Annotated in this window: 14 protein-coding genes; 7 read left to right on the plus strand and 7 right to left on the minus strand. The window is 57.6% G+C overall.

All coding sequences use genetic code 11. From position 1 onward, the window contains the following. Nucleotide 1: 1 nt before the first annotated feature. Genes ACA063_RS29085 through ACA063_RS29110 form a run of 6 tightly spaced genes read left to right on the plus strand, consistent with a single transcriptional unit; the run spans nt 2 to nt 7123 of the window. The gene (locus ACA063_RS29085) at nt 2–1444 is read left to right on the plus strand and encodes a mannose-1-phosphate guanylyltransferase/mannose-6-phosphate isomerase (protein ID WP_497664288.1); all 1443 of its coding nucleotides are present in this window, start codon (nt 2–4) and stop codon (nt 1442–1444) included. Continuing rightward, nucleotides 1445–2242 carry an ABC transporter permease gene (locus ACA063_RS29090; protein ID WP_162437625.1) on the plus strand — a complete coding sequence of 266 codons (798 nt, stop codon included), beginning with the start codon at nt 1445–1447 and terminating at the stop codon, nt 2240–2242. After that, nucleotides 2242–3504 carry an ABC transporter ATP-binding protein gene (locus ACA063_RS29095; RefSeq protein WP_497664289.1) on the plus strand — a complete coding sequence of 421 codons (1263 nt, stop codon included), beginning with the start codon at nt 2242–2244 and terminating at the stop codon, nt 3502–3504. The genes ACA063_RS29090 and ACA063_RS29095 overlap by 1 nt, the downstream gene beginning before the upstream one ends. Beyond that, nucleotides 3501–4877 carry a glycosyltransferase family 4 protein gene (locus ACA063_RS29100; protein WP_497664290.1) on the plus strand — a complete coding sequence of 459 codons (1377 nt, stop codon included), beginning with the start codon at nt 3501–3503 and terminating at the stop codon, nt 4875–4877. Before ACA063_RS29095 ends, ACA063_RS29100 begins: the two co-directional genes overlap by 4 nt. After that, a complete protein-coding gene (locus ACA063_RS29105; RefSeq protein ID WP_497664291.1) occupies nt 4861–5991 on the plus strand; it encodes a glycosyltransferase family 4 protein in 1131 nt (376 codons plus the stop codon). The genes ACA063_RS29100 and ACA063_RS29105 overlap by 17 nt, the downstream gene beginning before the upstream one ends. Before the next feature lies 1 nt (nt 5992). Next, nucleotides 5993–7123, plus strand: a complete 1131-nt coding sequence (locus ACA063_RS29110) for a glycosyltransferase family 4 protein (RefSeq protein WP_497664292.1) — start codon at nt 5993–5995, stop codon at nt 7121–7123. 173 nt (nt 7124–7296) lie between these two features. On the opposite strand, the gene ACA063_RS29115 is transcribed toward ACA063_RS29110, so the two are convergent. The 3 genes from ACA063_RS29115 to ACA063_RS29125 all read right to left on the minus strand — a co-directional run bounded on the left by ACA063_RS29115 (nt 7297) and on the right by ACA063_RS29125 (nt 11001). Then, nucleotides 7297–9327: a pyridoxamine 5'-phosphate oxidase family protein gene (locus tag ACA063_RS29115; protein WP_497664293.1), complete on the minus strand. Its 2031-nt coding sequence runs from the start codon at nt 9325–9327 to the stop codon at nt 7297–7299. Between the two features lie 18 nt (nt 9328–9345). Continuing rightward, nucleotides 9346–9972, minus strand: coding sequence for a glutathione S-transferase family protein (locus tag ACA063_RS29120; protein ID WP_497664294.1), 627 nt, complete (start codon nt 9970–9972; stop codon nt 9346–9348). Nucleotides 9973–10098: 126 nt separating this feature from the next. Then, nucleotides 10099–11001, minus strand: a complete 903-nt coding sequence (locus ACA063_RS29125; RefSeq protein ID WP_497664295.1) for a LysR family transcriptional regulator — start codon at nt 10999–11001, stop codon at nt 10099–10101. A 173-nt stretch (nt 11002–11174) separates the two neighbouring features. On the opposite strand from ACA063_RS29125, the gene ACA063_RS29130 reads away from it, so the two are divergent. Continuing rightward, the gene (locus ACA063_RS29130) at nt 11175–12293 is read left to right on the plus strand and encodes a hypothetical protein (protein WP_497664296.1); all 1119 of its coding nucleotides are present in this window, start codon (nt 11175–11177) and stop codon (nt 12291–12293) included. A 128-nt stretch (nt 12294–12421) separates the two neighbouring features. Here ACA063_RS29130 and glmS read toward each other — a convergent pair whose 3' ends face one another. The 4 genes from glmS to ACA063_RS29150 form a co-directional block, all read right to left on the minus strand. Continuing rightward, nucleotides 12422–14254, minus strand: a complete 1833-nt coding sequence (glmS, locus tag ACA063_RS29135) for a glutamine--fructose-6-phosphate transaminase (isomerizing) (protein WP_497664297.1) — start codon at nt 14252–14254, stop codon at nt 12422–12424. Nucleotide 14255: 1 nt separating this feature from the next. Further along, nucleotides 14256–15032 carry a DeoR/GlpR family DNA-binding transcription regulator gene (locus ACA063_RS29140; protein WP_162437616.1) on the minus strand — a complete coding sequence of 259 codons (777 nt, stop codon included), beginning with the start codon at nt 15030–15032 and terminating at the stop codon, nt 14256–14258. A 195-nt stretch (nt 15033–15227) separates the two neighbouring features. Beyond that, a complete protein-coding gene (glmU, locus tag ACA063_RS29145) occupies nt 15228–16595 on the minus strand; it encodes a bifunctional UDP-N-acetylglucosamine diphosphorylase/glucosamine-1-phosphate N-acetyltransferase GlmU (protein WP_497664298.1) in 1368 nt (455 codons plus the stop codon). A 117-nt stretch (nt 16596–16712) separates the two neighbouring features. After that, nucleotides 16713–17138: a F0F1 ATP synthase subunit epsilon gene (locus ACA063_RS29150; protein WP_007969909.1), complete on the minus strand. Its 426-nt coding sequence runs from the start codon at nt 17136–17138 to the stop codon at nt 16713–16715. Nucleotides 17139–17151: the final 13 nt, after the last annotated feature.

Raw genomic sequence — 17151 nt, forward strand, 5'->3', positions numbered from 1 at the left:
CATGCTGATACCCGTGATTCTTTCCGGTGGTGCAGGTACCCGGCTGTGGCCAGTCTCTCGTGAAGGCCACCCCAAGCCCTTCATGACACTGCCCGACGGCCAATCCTTGCTGGGCAAGACCTATCGGCGCGCAGCCAGCCTGCTCGACGGCTGGGGCGATATCGTCACGGTGACCAACCGTGACTATTACTTCCAGACCAAGGATCACTATCAGGATGCACAACTCGGCCGGCATCGCGGGCACTTTCTGCTCGAACCCACAGGCCGCAACACCGCCCCGGCAATCGCCGCGGCCGCCCTCTCCCTGCAGGCGCTGCACGGTGACGAAGCGATCATGCTGGTCATGCCCGCCGACCACCTGATCGTCGATGAAGAAGCCTTCAAGCTCGCCGTCGAACATGCCGTGGCGTTGGCCAGATCCGGGCATCTGGTGACTTTCGGTGTGGTGCCGACCGCACCGGAAACCGGCTTCGGCTACATAGAGACAGGGGCCGTACTGGACGAAAAAGACGCCGCCACCGTGCAACGCTTCGTCGAGAAACCGGACCTGCAAACCGCGACCCATTATCTGGAAAGCGGCAACTTCCTGTGGAACTCCGGGATGTTCTGCTTCTCGGTCGCCACCCTGCTTGCCGAACTCGAGATTCACGCCCCCGCGTTGCTGGAACAGACAAAAACCTGCATGGCCGCCAGCGTGCCGGTGGAAACCAGCTCAAGCCTGCAACAGGAACTGTCGCCTACGTTGTTCGCCGAGATCATGGATATTTCCATCGACTACGCGTTGATGGAGCGCTCCGAGAAAGTGGTCGTGGTGCCCGCCCGTTTCGACTGGAGCGACATTGGCTCCTGGGGCGCCGTCGCTGCGCTGGTGCCGGCAGATGCGCAAAATAACCGCGCCGCCGGCGAAGCCATTTTCATCGACAGCCACCACAACTTCGTCCAGAGCGAAGACCGGTTGGTGGCCGCTGTGGGTGTGGAAAACCTGATCATCATCGACACCGCCGACGCGGTTCTGGTCGCCCACGCCGACCGTGCCCAGGACGTGCGCCGGGTGGCCAAGCAGCTCAAGGATAAAAAGCACGAAGCCTATCGGCTGCACCGCACGGTCAGCCGGCCATGGGGCACTTACACCGTGCTCGAGGAAGGCCCGCGCTTCAAGATCAAGCGGATCGTGGTCAAGCCTGGCGCCAAGCTGTCATTGCAAATGCACCATCACCGCAATGAACACTGGGTGGTGGTCGAAGGGATGGCCAAGGTCACCAACAACGGTACCGGCACCCATCTGGTGGCCAAGAACGAATCGACGTTTATTGCCGCGGGTCACAAGCATCGCCTGGAAAACCCTGGCGTGATCGACCTGGTGATCATCGAAGTGCAAAGCGGCGAATACCTGGGAGAGGACGACATCGTCCGCTTCGAAGATCAATACGGCCGGACGGTATGAATGCTGCGTAATCTTTACCAATCGTTGTGGAGTTACCGGGGATTTATCCTCGGCAGCGTCAAAAGAGAGTTTCAGGCGCGGTATCGCAACTCCCTGTTCGGTGCCTTGTGGACCGTGCTCAACCCGCTGTCGATGATTGTGGTCTACACGGTCATCTTTTCCACCATCATGCGCGCCCGGTTGCCGGGTGTGGATGACGGGTTGGCCTACAGCGTCTACCTGTGCGCCGGCCTGCTGACCTGGGGCCTGTTCGCCGAGATCACCACGCGCAGCCAGAGCATGTTTCTGGAAAACGCCAACCTGTTGAAGAAAATCAGCTTCCCGCGCATCTGCCTGCCGGTGATCGTGTTGATGAATGCGGGGATCAATTTCGCGATCATCCTGGGTCTGTTTCTCGGCTTTCTGCTGATCAGCGGACGCCTGCCCGGCATGGCGTTGCTGGCGCTTGTGCCACTGCTGATTCTGCAGGTGATGTTCGCTGCGGGACTGGGGATGATTCTGGGTGTGCTCAACGTGTTCTTTCGCGATGTCGGGCAGTTCTTCGGCATCTGCCTGCAGTTCTGGTTCTGGCTGACACCGATTGTTTATCCATTGTCGATCCTGCCACCGGGTATCCAGCGCTTGATCGGGTTGAACCCGATGACGGCACTGATGAACAGCTATCAGAACCTGTTCCTCTACAACCAATGGCCAAACTGGAACTCCCTGATCCCGCTGCTGGTCATCGGGCTGTTGTTCTGTGTGATGGGGCTGCGGCTTTTCCGCCAGCGTGTCGGTGAAATGGTGGATGAGCTCTGATGGGACATATACGCGTCAGTGGCCTGGGCAAGGCCTACAAGCAATACCCGAATCGCTGGAGCCGGTTGTTCGAATGGATGGTGCCGTTTTCCCGCACCCGCCATCACTTGCACTGGGTCTTGCAGGGCGTCGATTTTGAGATCCAGCCCGGCGAGGCCGTGGGCATCGTTGGCGTCAACGGCGCGGGCAAAAGTACTTTGCTGAAGATGATCACCGGCACCACCCAGCCGACCTGCGGGGAGATCCAATTGAAAGGTCGGGTCGCGGCGCTGCTGGAGCTGGGCATGGGGTTTCACCCCGACTTTACCGGGCGCCAGAACACCTTCATGGCCGGACAGTTGCTCGGCATGCAGGTAGAAGAAATCGAAGCGCTGATGCCGGAGATCGAAAGCTTTGCCGAGATCGGCGAAGCCATCGATCATCAGGTTCGTACCTACTCCAGCGGCATGCAGATGCGCCTGGCCTTTAGCGTGGCCACGGCACGGCGCCCGGACATCCTGATCGTCGACGAGGCGCTGTCCGTGGGCGACGCCTACTTCCAGCACAAAAGCTTCGATCGCATCCGCAACTTCCGCAAGGCCGGCACCACGTTGCTGATCGTGTCCCACGACCGCTCGGCGATCCAGTCGATCTGCGACACCGCCATCCTCCTGGAAAACGGCCGTATGGCCATGCGCGGCAAACCCGAAGAAGTGATGGATTACTACAACGCCATGCTCGCCCAGCGCGAGGGCCAGACGGTTCGTCAGGAGATGCTCGCCAACGGGCAGGTGCAAACCATTTCGGGCACGGGTGAAGCCGGCATCCTCAGCGTGCGCCTGCTCGACCCGAAGGGCCGCTCGGTAGAAGTGGCAGAAGTCGGTCACGCGATGGTGCTGGAGGTGCAGGTCGAAGTGCGCCAGGACATCGAGCGGCTGATCCTCGGCTTCATGATCAAGGATCGTCTCGGCCAACCCATGTATGGCATCAACACCCATCGTGTGGACAAGGCGCTCACCGACCTGAAGGCGGGCGAGCGTGTGACCTACCGTTTTGCCTTCGACATGCGCTTGGGCAAGGGTAATTACTCGGTGGCCTTGAGCCTGTCGCGTCTGGACTCGCACCTGGACCGCAATTTTGAATGGCGCGACTATGGGCTGGTGTTCCACGTGATCAACAATCGTCAGGAAGACTTTGTCGGCTGCTCGTGGCTGGAAGCGCAGACCAGCGTCACCCTCTCCAGCGACAAGGTCATCGAAAGTGATTCTGAGGTGCTGCAATGACCCGACTGCTGGTGGAGTGCACCTACGTCTTTGAACACCCTGACGCCAACTCGGGCATTCAGCGGGTCGTGCGCAACGTCATTCAGCAACTGCCAGCGGCAGACGCCCGGCGCGAATGCATTCCGGTAGTGATGATCAACGGCTCGCTGTTCGAGGTGAAAAGCCTGGCGCCGTTGAAGTCGCCAAAGATGGACTTGATGGCGCTGCGGGTGAAGCTCGAACAGATGGCCAATCTGTTCTGGCTGCGCCACCGCACCCTCGAAAGACGTCGCCCGTTCAGTGAATCGCATTTTGCCCGTCGGGTGCTTTACGTGGGTTGCCGCCTCGCTGCATTTGCGTGCTTGAGCCTGCCGATACGCCTGCTCAACCGGGCGCTGAAAGGCCAGAAAATCCCTGAGCGCTGCGTGCCGTTGCAGCACCGTGCCGGTGATCAACTGGTGCTGCTGGATTCGTCCTGGCATGCCAATTTTTTCCCCTTGGCCGAGCAGCTCAAGCGCGACGGGGTCGGCATCGTTTCGGTGATCTACGACCTGATTCCCCTGACCCATCCGCAGTTTTGCGATGCCGGGCTGGTGAAGGTGTTCAACGAATGGTTCGACTGGATCGCCCGCACCGCCGATGGCTATGTGGCGATCTCAACCACGATCCGCGATCAGGTGCGCCAGGAAATGGTCCGTCGGGTCGGTACCGCGCAGGTCGAGCAACGCTGGTTTGATTACTTCCACCTCGGCTCCGAACTCGACCTGAGCGACGCCCACGCTGCCGTCGATCAAGGCTTGTTGAATATGTTCAAGACACGCGAGCCGGTGTTTCTGATGGTCAGCACCATCGAGCCGCGTAAAAACCATGCGTACCTGCTGGACGCGTTCGAGCGCGCCTGGGCCGCCGGGTCCAAGGCTCGGCTATGCATCGTCGGGAAGATTGGCTGGAAGTGCGAGGCGCTGGTCGACCGGATTCGCCAGCATCCCGAATTAAACCGCCGCTTGTTCATGTTCAACGGGCTCTCGGACAAGAGCCTGGAGCACGCCTATTCCCACGCGACTTCACTGGTGTTCCCTTCCTACGTCGAAGGATTCGGATTGCCACTGGTGGAGGCCATGCAACGAGGTCTGCCAGCCATGGCCAGCGACATTCCGGTGTTTCGCGAAATCGGCGGCGACTACATGGCGTACTTCGATCTCGCCGACCCGCAGAGCCTCGCAGACCTGGTGGAAGGCATGGAGCGCAGCGGCGAGTTTCCTGCGGCCCTCAGCCTTGAAAACTGGCGGTGGCTGAGCTGGCGTGAGGCGAGCGCACAACTGGTCGAGCGCATCGAACGCAACCTGCACACCGAAACAAAAGTGCCTGAGAGCCAGCATGCGAATTGCCCTTAACGCCCGCATCCTGCAGGCCCCGCGCACCGGTATCGGCCATTACGTCGCCGAGCTGGTGAACGCCCTCGTCCATGAACCGGATATCGAACTGGCGCTGTTTCACGGCTGGGGCTGGAGTTCGGTGTTGCCCGACTCGGCAATGCCGGGTTACTCGCGACTGACGCCGCTGCTGCGACAAATCCCAGGGGCTTACCAGGCGCGACGCTGGCTGGAACAAAGGCGTTTCGACCAGAACCAAACCCAGGGCATCGACCTTTATCACGAGCCGAGTCTGTGGCCGCTGGCCTTCAATGGCCCGACGGTCATCACGCTGCATGACCTGACGCACCTGCATTATCCCGAAACCCAGCCACCGGCACGTCTGCGAGAAATCGAACGACGGCTGACCGATGGCGTACAGCGGGCCAAGCTGATTCTGACGGACTCGCAGTACGTCGCCGACGAAGCGCAGGCCTGTTTCGGCCTGCCGGCAGAACGCTTTGTAGTCGCACCGCTGGGCGTGGCGGCACGGTTTCGGCCAAGAGCGCCCGAGGCCATCAATCAAGTACTCAAGGCCCACGGCGTCGAGGCGCGGGAATACTTTCTGTGCGTTGGTACGCTGGAGCCTCGCAAGAACCTGACACTGGCCCTGCGTGCCCACGCCCGACTTCCGGAAACCGTGCGCCAGCGTTTCCCGTTGCTGATCGCCGGAATGGCCGGCTGGCAACGCGATCAATTCAATGACGAGCTGCGTGCATCCCTCGCCGCAGGCCAGGTGTGCTTGCTCGGCTACTTGCCCGATGAGGATCTGGCGCAGCTGTTGGCCGGCGCCCGGGCATTGGTCTTCCCTTCCCTGTACGAGGGGTTCGGCCTGCCGGTGCTGGAAGCCATGGCCAGCGGCACGCCGGTGATTCTGACGCGCCATTCGGCGATGCCGGAAGTCGCCGCAGACGCCGGCAATTACATAGAACCGGACGACCCGGACACCTTGCGCGATGCCATGACCCGGTTGATCGATGACCCGGCGCATTGGCAAGCCTGTCGCGAGGCGGGTTTGCAAAGAGCGAAGCTTTTTTCCTGGGAGCGTTGCGCGAATGTCACGGCCCGCGCTTACCGCCAGGCTTTGGGAGACTGATATGCGTGTTCTGCACTTTTATAAAACCTACTTGCCCGATTCCATGGGCGGTATCGAACAAGTCATCTTCCAGATGAGCGAAAGTGGCGCTCGCCACGGTGTGGAGAGCACGGTACTAACGTTGAGCAACAACCCGGCGCCGGGCGTTATACAGATCCGCGAGCATCAGGTTCACCAGGCGAAGATGGATTTTCAACTGGCCTCCACCGGTTTCTCCTACAGCGTGTTCAAGCAGTTCCGCGAGTTGGCGGCAGAAGCCGATGTGGTCAACTATCACTTCCCTTGGCCCTTCATGGACCTGGTGCATTTTTTTAGCGCCACCAAAAAGCCCTGTGTGGTGAGTTATCACTCGGACATCATTCGCCAACGCCATCTGCTCACACTCTATCGTCCGTTGATGCGTCGATTCCTGGACAGCGCCGATCGAATTGTCGCGGCCTCCCCCAACTATTTTCACACCAGTGATGTGCTCAAGGACTACCGCGAAAAGACCCGCGTCATCACCTACGGCCTGGACAAGGCAGGTTATCCACAGCCCGATTCCGCGCGCACCGAACGCTGGCGCAAACAATTGGGAGACAAGTTCTTCCTCTTTGTTGGCGTGATGCGCTACTACAAAGGGCTGCACATCCTGCTCGATGCCATGCAGGGCGTGAATTATCCCGTGGTGATCGTGGGCGCAGGCCCTCTGGAAAAAGAACTGCACGCACAGGCCAAAGCGCTGGGCTTGAAGAATCTGCATTTCCTCGGTTTCCTGGGTGATGAAGACAAAGTGGCGCTGCTGGAGTTGAGTTACGCGGTGGTGTTCCCGTCGCACCTGCGATCCGAAGCGTTTGGTATCTCGCTGCTCGAAGGCGCGATGTTCGGCAAGCCGATGATCTCCAGTGAAATCGGCACCGGCACCAGTTACATCAACATCAACAACGAAACCGGGATCGTCGTGCCACCGAGTAATCCACAGGCGTTTCGGGAAGCGATGCGCACGCTTTGGGAAAACCCGACACTGGCCGCGCAAATGGGCGTGAAGGCGCAAGCCCGCTATCGGCAGTTGTTCACGGCCGATGAAATGGGCCGTAAATGGGCGGCGTTGTATGAGGAATTGTTGGCCGAAAAAACACTGGCCTATGCCTGATTTTGATTTTTTTGTCTGTGGAAATTGTGGAACCTGTAGGACCTTTAGGACCTTTAGGACCTTTAGGAGCTGTCGAGTGAAACGAGGCTGCGATCTTTTGATCTTTAATAAACAAAATCAAAAGATCGCAGCCTCGGTTCCCTCGACAGCTCCTACAGGGGGCCTAGGGGGGGTTACAGATCGAGCACCAAGGGTTGCGAACCTTGCGCAGGAACAGCGCAACAAATCAGCACATCGCCGTCATCCGGAAGCTCCGCAGGCACCTGTGGATAATTGACCTGGCCGCTGATCAACCGCGTCTTGCAGGTTCCGCATGAGCCACCGCGGCAACTGAATTCCGGGCGCAACCCGCGGCTTTCCGCCAACTCCAGCAAACTGCCACCGTCAGGATGCCAACGAGCTTCCTTGGCTGAGCGCTCGAAGACCACCGGAACTGAAGTGGTCGCGGCCGGCGGTTGCTCGATGACCAATGCGTCGGGGTCTGGCTGACGGCGCAAGGTGGAGGGCCCGAAAGTTTCGGCATGAATCCTGGCATCGCGAATGTCCATATCGCGCAGGCTGTCGTACAGACCTTGAGTAAAACTGCCCGGACCGCAGAGGACAAAATCCAGCTGATCGTAGTCTTCCACCTCAAGGAGGGTCTTGATCAACGCGGTATCGATTCGTCCCGTCAGGTCAAAATCTTCGCCCTCTTGCACGCCTGCCTCGGGTTGGCTGAGCACACGCAGTACCCGTACCGCATCGCCGGCACCTTCGAGCAACTGATCCAGCTCAGCACGAAAAGGCAGGTCGGCCAAGGTGCGTGAACTCTGGAACAACCACGTAGGGCGAATGTGCCTTGTGCGCAGGCCTTGGTAGACCACCTCACGCAACATCGACAGCAATGGCGTTATGCCTACCCCGGCAGCCAACAGCACCAGCGGTCGACGCTCGTGAGGCGCCACCGTGAAATGCCCCTGCGGTGTGCGAGCCTCCAACAGATCGCCAACGTTCACTTGTTCATGCAGGTGCGACGACACCCGCCCTTCGCGTTTCACACTGATGCGGAAGAAATCATCGGACGGCGCGCTCGAAAGACTGTAGGTGCGGATGTGCACTTGTCCCTCAATGTTGAAGCGCAGCGGCAAATGCTGCCCCGCCTGAAACACCGGAAGCCCGGCACCGTCGGCAGGCTCCAGATAGATCGAGCGGATGTTGTGGCTTTGCGCTTCGATCCGTACCACCCGCATTGGCCGCCAACGATCGCCCAGCGCCTGGGCTTGTAGCCTTGCGGCAGCCTGCTCCCAGGTGCCAGTCATCAAACTGTTGGGTGAAACACCGTCAAAACGCCAGCGCAAAGCCAGCGCGGCGGGCCTGCGCACAACGCGCTCAACCTCGAATGTCCACAGGCGTTCAGCCCCTTGAAACGCCTCGACCTGCGGGCCTTCCAGGATGATTTCGGTGCGACCGCTGAGGTGCAGCAGATCTCCAGAATTGAAGTCGATGAACAGCAAACCGGCTCGCGGATTGAGGAGCAGGTTGCCCAGGGTATTGAAGTGCAGATTGCCGGCGAAATCCGGAATCGTCAGAAGATTGCCTTGTACCTGTACGAAACCAGCCTGGCCACCGCGGTGGGAAACATCCACCGAGCGCTCCCCATCGACGTCGACGTAACTGGCAACGAAGAAGGTGTCGGCGCTGGCGATCATGGCCTTTGCGGCTTCATCCAGACCATTCAAATGTTCAACGGTGAGCGTCGCCGGGTCCGCCAGCGGCACCGATCGAAACTGCCGCAGTTGGATGTACTGCGGGCAATTGCCGAAAGACTGGTCGACCATGACATCAAAGCCGTCGCCCGTCATGGCATCGATACGCCCGTTAATGCGGTTACGGCGTCGGGTGTGCAGTTCAATGCCCAGCAGGCCAATTGCGGCGCCTGGCTCTAACTGCGCAGGGTCATCGGAAGCCGGAACACTGTCGAAATGCAGCGTGCCTGGCGCAGGTGAACGCGCGAAACCTGGCGGCCCTTCAAGGATGCTGGCCCAAGGGTTTCCTTGCGCATCGACTGTCCCGTACAGCATGAACGGCAGTTGCTGATAGAACGTGCGGTGCTGGTCCGGCATCTCACGGCGAATGACCTTACGCCCGAACGCCTCCATGCGCTCGGCGACACCGACGTGAGCCTGCAACTGTCTTTCGCCAGCGTGCCAGGGTGAACGGTCCATATGGGCATCTCCCCTGCATCAGGCAGTGGTTTGCAAACCGGCGATGGTGCGCGGCATAGCGACAAAACCGGGCAAGGCTTCGACTCGGGCCAGCCAGGTGCGCACGTTGGCGTAATCATCGAGGGACACATTGCCTTCAGGCGCATGGGCAATGTAGCTGTAGGCAGCGACGTCGGCGATTGTAGGTTCGCTCCCGGCAAGCCAGGGCGTATCGGCCAGTTCGTGATCCATAACCTTGAGCAGGTCGTGAGCGCGAGTGATGGCTTCTTCCGCGTTGTATGGCGCACCGAACACCGTGATCAATCGAGCCCGGGCGGGACCAAAAGCAATTTGCCCAGCGGCGACCGAGAGCCAGCGCTGAATCTTCGCAGCCTTCACAGGATCGGTTGGCAACCAACGACCGTCCCCGTATTTCGTCGCCAGGTACACCAGAATCGCGTTGGAATCAGCCAGGACCACGCCCTGATCATCCAGTACCGGGACTTGCCCGAAGGGGTTGAGTGCAAGGTATTCCGGCTGCTTGTGCTCGCCCTTGGCCAGATCTACGAAGATCAGCTCCGTCGGCAGCTGCAGCAAGGACAGCATCAATTCGGCGCGGTGAGCATGGCCGGAACGTGGGAAGTTATAGAGCTTGATCGGTTGCATGGTCGTCTCCGAGGGAGAGGCGCCAGTAGAAAATTCAGCGCCGATAGCAGCCATCTTCCTTCAGTCGCCAAAACAACAGAATAACCACCCAATGCAATCCATTATTTCATCCAGTGAAATAAAGGTTTAGTCCTGCAAGGCTGGATCGTCACGCAGTGCCTGTACGGTGAAGTCCACGAAGCTGCGAACCCGTGCGGCGGCTTTACGTCCGCCCTGATAGACCACATGGATGGGCAATGGCGGTAGCTCGTACTGGGCGAGGACAATTTCCAATTCACCAGCCGCCACCTGGCTTGCCACCTGATAGGACAACACCCGGGTAAGCCCCAACCCCAGACAGGCTGCACTGATTGCTGCCTGATTTGCCGTCACGATCAGCCGCGGTTCCAGCCGAACGCTAAGCGAGTTACCCCCGTCGAGAAATGGCCACTGTCGCTGCTGACCCGTTGCAGATGTCGCTATCACCGGTAGCCGGGCAAGATCCTGCGGATGCAGTGGACGGCCGTTAGCTTCGAGGAATGCCGGTGAGGCGCAAATCACCCGGCGAACTTCTCCCACTCGAATCGCATGCTGGTTACTGTCGGCAAGCTCACCAATGCGCACCGCGACATCAACACCCTCTTCGACCATGCTGACGATTCGATCAACCAGCAGGGCATTAACGCTGACCTCTGGAAACCGGTTCAGATACGCCACCATGATTGGCGTGACAAAAAGGTCACCGAACAGCACTGGGGCTGTGATCGTCAATTGCCCACGAGGGTGGGCATGACTGCCTGCCGCCGAATCTTCGGCCTCCTGCACCTCGCTGAGAATTCTCCGACAATCTTCCAGGTAACGCTGGCCCGCTTCGCTCAGATGGACGCTACGAGTGGTGCGCGTGAGCAGCGACGTGCCGATACGCTTCTCCAGCGCGGCTACAGCCCGAGTGACGCTGGCTGCGGACATGCCCAAATGCCGCGCAGCTGCCGAGAAGCCTTGCGCTTGGGCGACGGCGGCGAAGACCTGCATTTCCTGGAAGCGGTCCATTTTTTGATTGACTCCTGAGCGAGATGATCACGCAGCTTATGTTTGACAGGTTGGTTATGTTATCGCCGACGGCAACAGGTTTGCCCAAAATTTGAGCGATTTACGACGGCGATTATGTTGCCCACTTGATATACAAACGACACACCAATAACTAACTTTGTGTAGGTATAAATATGCGCACCGTACCCGCTGCTCCACCATCATCATCATCATTAGTTAATTTTCGGCGAGAAATCGAAACATCGACACTTGCAACCCGTATGACTAAAACAACTCAATCTTCCGATAACTTAAAAAGACTAACGTGCAAAGACGATGGAATGCCCCACAAACGTCTTTCACGAATGAAAAAACTTTTAACCACCCCAATGAAATATCTAAATAAAAGTGACCCACCCGTTATGCACACGATGGAGCATCAGGGGATATTGCAACACGATACAAACTTCAACAACAAACAAAAAGCAAAATCCGAATCGCTGATAGCTGCACATATAATACGTAACCCTGCCTGTTGTGCGCAAACGGTAGAAAAAATCTGTAGCGCGATTTTTGAAATAATTAACAAAATCCATTCTGGGCCAAAGGGCGAGTACGAAAATAAATTCATTAGCCTATTTGAAGCAAAGGCAAGTGAAGAAGGTGCGTTTGGCAGAGTTGAGCATGGCATACCCGAAATGCTGACAGTCCTGAAGTCTGGGATAGATCCCATCTCTTTTACAAAGAAAATGGAAATAATAAGAGCATTTGGTGCGTTTATTTTCGACCATGCAGTCTTAGAGGTTGAAAATTATGGCTTCCTTCCGGTTGGAGAAGAGACGAAAGCCTTGATCACAAAACACTATCCTTCCCATTTACTCGAACACCGCGGACGTTCTGCAATCATCCGCACGGAAGCCAGGGAATACAGGGGAATAGTAGATAAAAACGAGTTTGACCTATTAAGCAAGGAAGACCAGACCAAGCTGACCGTTCCAGTTTTGAACAACACTCGGCCGGTCTTCAGAACCTTTACTCATGAAATCGGCGAAGATGGAAATAGAAATATTGAATCCCGATTCGTTAACCGAACATTTGACAACGATCTGCCATTGATAGCAACAATATCAGGAACCACTGCGTGTATTTTAGTATGCGCATACTCGCTATTTGAGACTTTAACAGAGAGCGAAGAAAAGGAACTGGCCATTGCGGCCGTCGGTAAAATAGTCGGAGGTGGCTATCATTCCATAACGGAAGTTTTAGACATAGCTTATCCTGGACTGGATCTAGTTCAAGCGCTTAATTTATAATCAAGACGGCGTAATATTTAACTAGCACGGCTATTTTTATAAAGGAAAACTTTAATATAATAGCGATCGCAAGAAAGCCCCTGTTATCGGGGCTTAGTTGACTTGTGTCGTTAACGCCTATGGATAACTTATTCCACAGTCACCGACTTCGCCAGGTTGCGTGGCTGATCGACGTCGGTGCCTTTCAACACGGCGACGTAGTACGACAGCAACTGCAACGGGATGGTGTAGAGGATTGGCGACAGGATGTCGTGGATGTGCGGCATGTGCACAACGTGCGTGCCCTCTCCGTTGGTCATGCCGGCCTTCTCGTCTGCGAAGACGATCAGCTCGCCGCCGCGGGCGCGAACTTCCTGAAGGTTGGACTTCAGTTTTTCCAGCAGCTCGTTGTTCGGTGCGACGGTCACCACTGGCATGTCGTTATCCACAAGCGCCAACGGGCCGTGTTTCAGCTCACCGGCCGGGTAGGCTTCTGCGTGGATGTAGGAAATTTCCTTGAGCTTGAGAGCCCCCTCCATCGCTACCGGGAATTGCGCGCCACGACCGAGGAACAGTGTGTGGTTCTTCTCGGCGAACAATTCGGCGATTTTCTCAACGGTGCTGTCCATGGCCAAGGCTTCACCCAGGCGAGTTGGCAGACGACGGAGCTCTTCGACCAAGGTGGCTTCGATGCCTTCGCCCAACGTACCGCGAACCTGGCCCAAAGACAGGGTCAGCAACAGCAGGCCGACCAATTGGGTGGTAAAGGCTTTGGTCGAGGCCACGCCAATTTCGCGACCGGCCTGGGTCAACAGGGTCAGGTCGGACTCTCGCACCAGCGAGCTGATGCCCACGTTGCAGATAGCCAGGCTGGCGAGGAAGCCCAGTTCCTTGGCGTTGCGCAGGGCTGCCAGCGTGTCGGCGGTTTCGCCGGACTGGGAGATGGTGACGAACAGCGTGTCCGGCTGCACAACCACTTTGCGGTAACGGAATTCGCTGGCGACTTCGACCTGGCACGGGATACCGGCCAGCTCTTCCAGCCAGTAACGGGCAACCATGCCGGCGTGGTAACTGGTGCCACAGGCGACGATTTGCACGTTGCGAACTTTGGCGAACAACTCGGCAGCCTGTGGACCGAATGCCTGTACCAGCACACCGTTCGGGCTTAGGCGACCTTCAAGGGTGCGTTGCACCACAGCCGGTTGCTCGTGGATTTCCTTGAGCATGAAGTGGCGGAATTCGCCTTTGTCAGCAGCTTCGGCGCCATCGCGGTACTGGACGCTTTCACGCTCGACAACCTGACCGTTTACATCCCAGATCTGCACGCTATCGCGGCGAATGTCGGCGATATCGCCTTCTTCCAGGTACATGAAGCGGTCGGTGACCTGACGCAGGGCCAATTGGTCGGAGGCGAGGAAGTTCTCGCCCATGCCCAAACCAATGACCAATGGGCTACCACTGCGGGCAGCGACCAGACGATCCGGCTGCTTCGCGCTGATTACGGCCAGGCCATAAGCACCGTGCAGTTCTTTGACAGTGGCTTTCAGCGCAACGGTCAGGTCAGGCAGGTCTTTGAGTTTGTGGTTCAGCAAGTGCGCGATGACTTCGGTGTCAGTGTCCGACGTGAACACGTAGCCCAGCGCTTTGAGTTGTGCACGCAGCGCTTCGTGGTTTTCGATGATGCCGTTGTGCACCACCGCCAGATCGCCAGAGAAATGCGGGTGAGCATTGCGTTCGCACGGAGCGCCGTGAGTTGCCCAACGGGTGTGGGCAATGCCGAGACGACCGACCAGAGGCTCTTCTTCCAAGGCCAGATCAAGCTCGCTGACTTTGCCAGGGCGACGCATACGCTCGAGCTTTTCGTCGTTGGTGTAGACCGCTACACCGGCGCTGTCATATCCACGGTACTCGAGGCGTTTCAGGCCTTCGAGCAAGATGGCGGTGATGTTACGTTCTGCGACTGCGCCGACAATTCCACACATGCTATTTCTCCTGACTGACAGCAGCGCAGATCAAAGTGATTCCGCGCGCCTGAATCTGATCGCGTGCTTCAAGCGGCAGGCGATCATCGGTAATAAGGGTATGGACACTGCCCCATGGCAGTTCCAGGTTTGGAATCTTGCGGCCGATCTTGTCGGCCTCAACCATCACCACGACTTCGCGAGCAACATCAGCCATGACTCGACTGAGTCCCAGCAATTCGTTGAAGGTGGTTGTACCGCGTACCAGGTCGATGCCATCGGCACCGATGAACAACTGATCGAAGTCGTAAGAGCGTAGTACCTGCTCGGCAACCTGCCCTTGAAAGGACTCGGAATGCGGGTCCCAGGTGCCACCGGTCATCAATAGCACCGGTTCATGTTCCAGTTCGCTTAACGCGGTAGCGACATGCAGGGAGTTGGTCATCACGACAAGACCCGGTTGCTGCCCGAGTTCTGGAATCATCGCTGCGGTCGTGCTGCCACTGTCGATGATGATCCGCGCATGTTCGCGGATTCGCGTGACTGCAGCGCGGGCGATGGCCTGTTTGTATTTCGAGATCGGTTGGCCGATGTCGGCGACCAGTTCTTGAGGCATGGTAATCGCACCACCGTATCGGCGAAGCAGCAGACCATTGCTTTCAAGTGCTGCCAGGTCCTTGCGGATCGTAACTTCCGACGTTTCGAAGCGCTTGGCCAACTCATCCACACTGACTTCGCCCTGCTCATTGAGCAAGGCGAGAATGTTATGGCGACGTTGTGGTGTATTGCGCTTCGACATGAGCGGGTAAGTTTCGTTTCGAAAGATAACGGAAGCAATCAAAACCTATTGGCGAAACTTCGTCAAGCGGGAAGCGATGAAAAGAGCGGTGTGGATAACTCCAAAAAAATCGCAGCCTTTAGCAGGCCCTACAGGAAATCTACTTTTACCTGGTAGGAGCTGTCGAAGGCTGCGATCTTTTGAACTGTGGATAACTCAGCTCTTCTTGATTTTTACCGGACGCTTCCAACCGTCGATATTTTTCTGGCGCGCTCTGCCCACAGCCAATTGTGCGTTATCCACATTCTGCGTGATGGTCGAACCGGCTGCAGTTGTTGCGCCGCTGGAGATATCCACAGGCGCCACCAACGAATTGTTGGAGCCAATGAACACGTCTTCACCCAAAACGGTTTTCCACTTATTCACACCATCGTAATTGCAAGTGATGGTGCCAGCACCGATGTTGGTTCGGGCACCGACCTCGGCATCACCGAGATAGGACAGGTGACCGGCTTTAGCGCCTTCGCCCAAATGAGCGTTCTTGAGCTCAACGAAGTTACCCACATGCGCGCGAGCTTCGAGCACGCTACCCGGACGCAAACGAGCGAATGGGCCGGCATCGCTGCCTTCACCCATGATCGCGCCATCAATGTGGCTGTTCGCCTTGATTACTACACCTTTGCGCAGGGTGCTGTCCTTGATCACGCAGTTCGGGCCGATCACCACATCGTCCTCAATGACGACTTTGCCTTCGAGAATCACGTTGATGTCGATAAGCACGTCGCGGCCGACGGTGACTTCACCGCGGACATCAAAACGTGCCGGGTCGCGCAGCGTTACGCCCTGAGCCATCAAACGAAGGCCGGTGCGAAGTTGGTAGTGACGCTCGAGTTCGGACAGCTGTTTGCGATCATTGGCGCCCTGTACTTCCATGGCGTCATGAGCTTGTTCGGTGGCCACGACCAGACCATCGCTGACCGCCATGGCAATCACATCGGTGAGGTAATACTCACCTTGGGCATTGTTGTTGGAGAGCCGACTCATCCAGCCACTCAGTTGCGCAAAAGGCATCGCCAGGATGCCGGTGTTGCCTTCAGTGATTGCACGCTGAGTTTCGTTGGCGTCCTTTTGCTCTACGATGGCTGTCACCCGACCTTGGGCATCGCGAACGATGCGGCCATATCCGGTCGGGTCGTCCAGTTCCACAGTGAGCAAGCCAAGCTGTTTGGCCGCGACTTTCTTCAGCAGACGCTGCAGGGTTTCAACTTCGATCAAAGGGACATCGCCGTACAGAATCAGCACGGTATCGGATTCGATGAAGGGCACCGCTTGAGCAACGGCGTGACCGGTCCCCAGTTGCTTGTCCTGCAGGACAAAATTCAGGTCATCCGCCGCCAGACGCTCACGTACCGCGTCGGCACCATGACCGATCACCACGTGAATGCGTTGTGGGTCCAGCTGCCGTGCAGTGTGGATAACATGGCCAAGCATGGAATTGCCGGCAATCGGGTGCAGTACTTTCGGCAGTGCCGAACGCATGCGAGTGCCTTGGCCTGCGGCGAGGATAACGATTTCTAGAGACATTACTGGCTACCAATCCTGGGTGGTCAGCGGCTGCGACCAGGTGATGAATATCGGAAAAGAAAAAAGGGTAGCCGAGGCTACCCTTTTTAATCAATCGCACAACAAAGTATCGACCTGTTAGTGGCCGAACTTCTTGCGGATTTGCTGAACGGTGCGCAGCTGTGCTGCGGCCTCGGCCAGACGTGCGGCGGCGGAACCGTAATCGAACTCCGCGCCCCGCTCATGCAAGGCCTTCTCGGCAGCCTTAACGGCTTCCTGAGCGGAGGCTTCGTCCAGGTCAGCAGCACGTTGCACAGTATCGGCAAGTACCTTGACCATGTTCGGCTGAACCTCGAGGAAACCACCGGAGATGTAATACACCTCCTCTTCCCCGCCCTGCTTGACCAGGCGGATCGGGCCCGGCTTGAGATTAGTGATCAGCGGCGCGTGACCCAGGGCGATACCAAGATCACCCAGTGCACCGTGCGCAATCACCATCTCGACCAGGCCGGAAAAGATTTCCCCTTCCGCGCTGACGATATCGCAATGGACTGTCATAGCCATCTGATTGCCTCAA

It is taken from the genome of Pseudomonas sp. LBUM1643 (assembly GCF_059716215.1).

Excerpts from the sequence above, each read along its gene's own strand:
- ACA063_RS29085 (WP_497664288.1), top strand. The coding sequence starts at position 2 with ATGCTGATACCCGTGATTCTTTCCGGTGGTGCAGGTACCCGGCTGTGG.
- ACA063_RS29090 (WP_162437625.1), top strand. The coding sequence starts at position 1,445 with ATGCTGCGTAATCTTTACCAATCGTTGTGGAGTTACCGGGGATTTATC.
- ACA063_RS29095 (WP_497664289.1), top strand. The coding sequence starts at position 2,242 with ATGGGACATATACGCGTCAGTGGCCTGGGCAAGGCCTACAAGCAATAC.
- ACA063_RS29100 (WP_497664290.1), top strand. The coding sequence starts at position 3,501 with ATGACCCGACTGCTGGTGGAGTGCACCTACGTCTTTGAACACCCTGAC.
- ACA063_RS29105 (WP_497664291.1), top strand. The coding sequence starts at position 4,861 with ATGCGAATTGCCCTTAACGCCCGCATCCTGCAGGCCCCGCGCACCGGT.
- ACA063_RS29110 (WP_497664292.1), top strand. The coding sequence starts at position 5,993 with ATGCGTGTTCTGCACTTTTATAAAACCTACTTGCCCGATTCCATGGGC.
- ACA063_RS29115 (WP_497664293.1), bottom strand. The coding sequence starts at position 9,327 with ATGGACCGTTCACCCTGGCACGCTGGCGAAAGACAGTTGCAGGCTCAC.
- ACA063_RS29120 (WP_497664294.1), bottom strand. The coding sequence starts at position 9,972 with ATGCAACCGATCAAGCTCTATAACTTCCCACGTTCCGGCCATGCTCAC.
- ACA063_RS29125 (WP_497664295.1), bottom strand. The coding sequence starts at position 11,001 with ATGGACCGCTTCCAGGAAATGCAGGTCTTCGCCGCCGTCGCCCAAGCG.
- ACA063_RS29130 (WP_497664296.1), top strand. The coding sequence starts at position 11,175 with ATGCGCACCGTACCCGCTGCTCCACCATCATCATCATCATTAGTTAAT.
- glmS (WP_497664297.1), bottom strand. The coding sequence starts at position 14,254 with ATGTGTGGAATTGTCGGCGCAGTCGCAGAACGTAACATCACCGCCATC.
- ACA063_RS29140 (WP_162437616.1), bottom strand. The coding sequence starts at position 15,032 with ATGTCGAAGCGCAATACACCACAACGTCGCCATAACATTCTCGCCTTG.
- glmU (WP_497664298.1), bottom strand. The coding sequence starts at position 16,595 with ATGTCTCTAGAAATCGTTATCCTCGCCGCAGGCCAAGGCACTCGCATG.
- ACA063_RS29150 (WP_007969909.1), bottom strand. The coding sequence starts at position 17,138 with ATGGCTATGACAGTCCATTGCGATATCGTCAGCGCGGAAGGGGAAATC.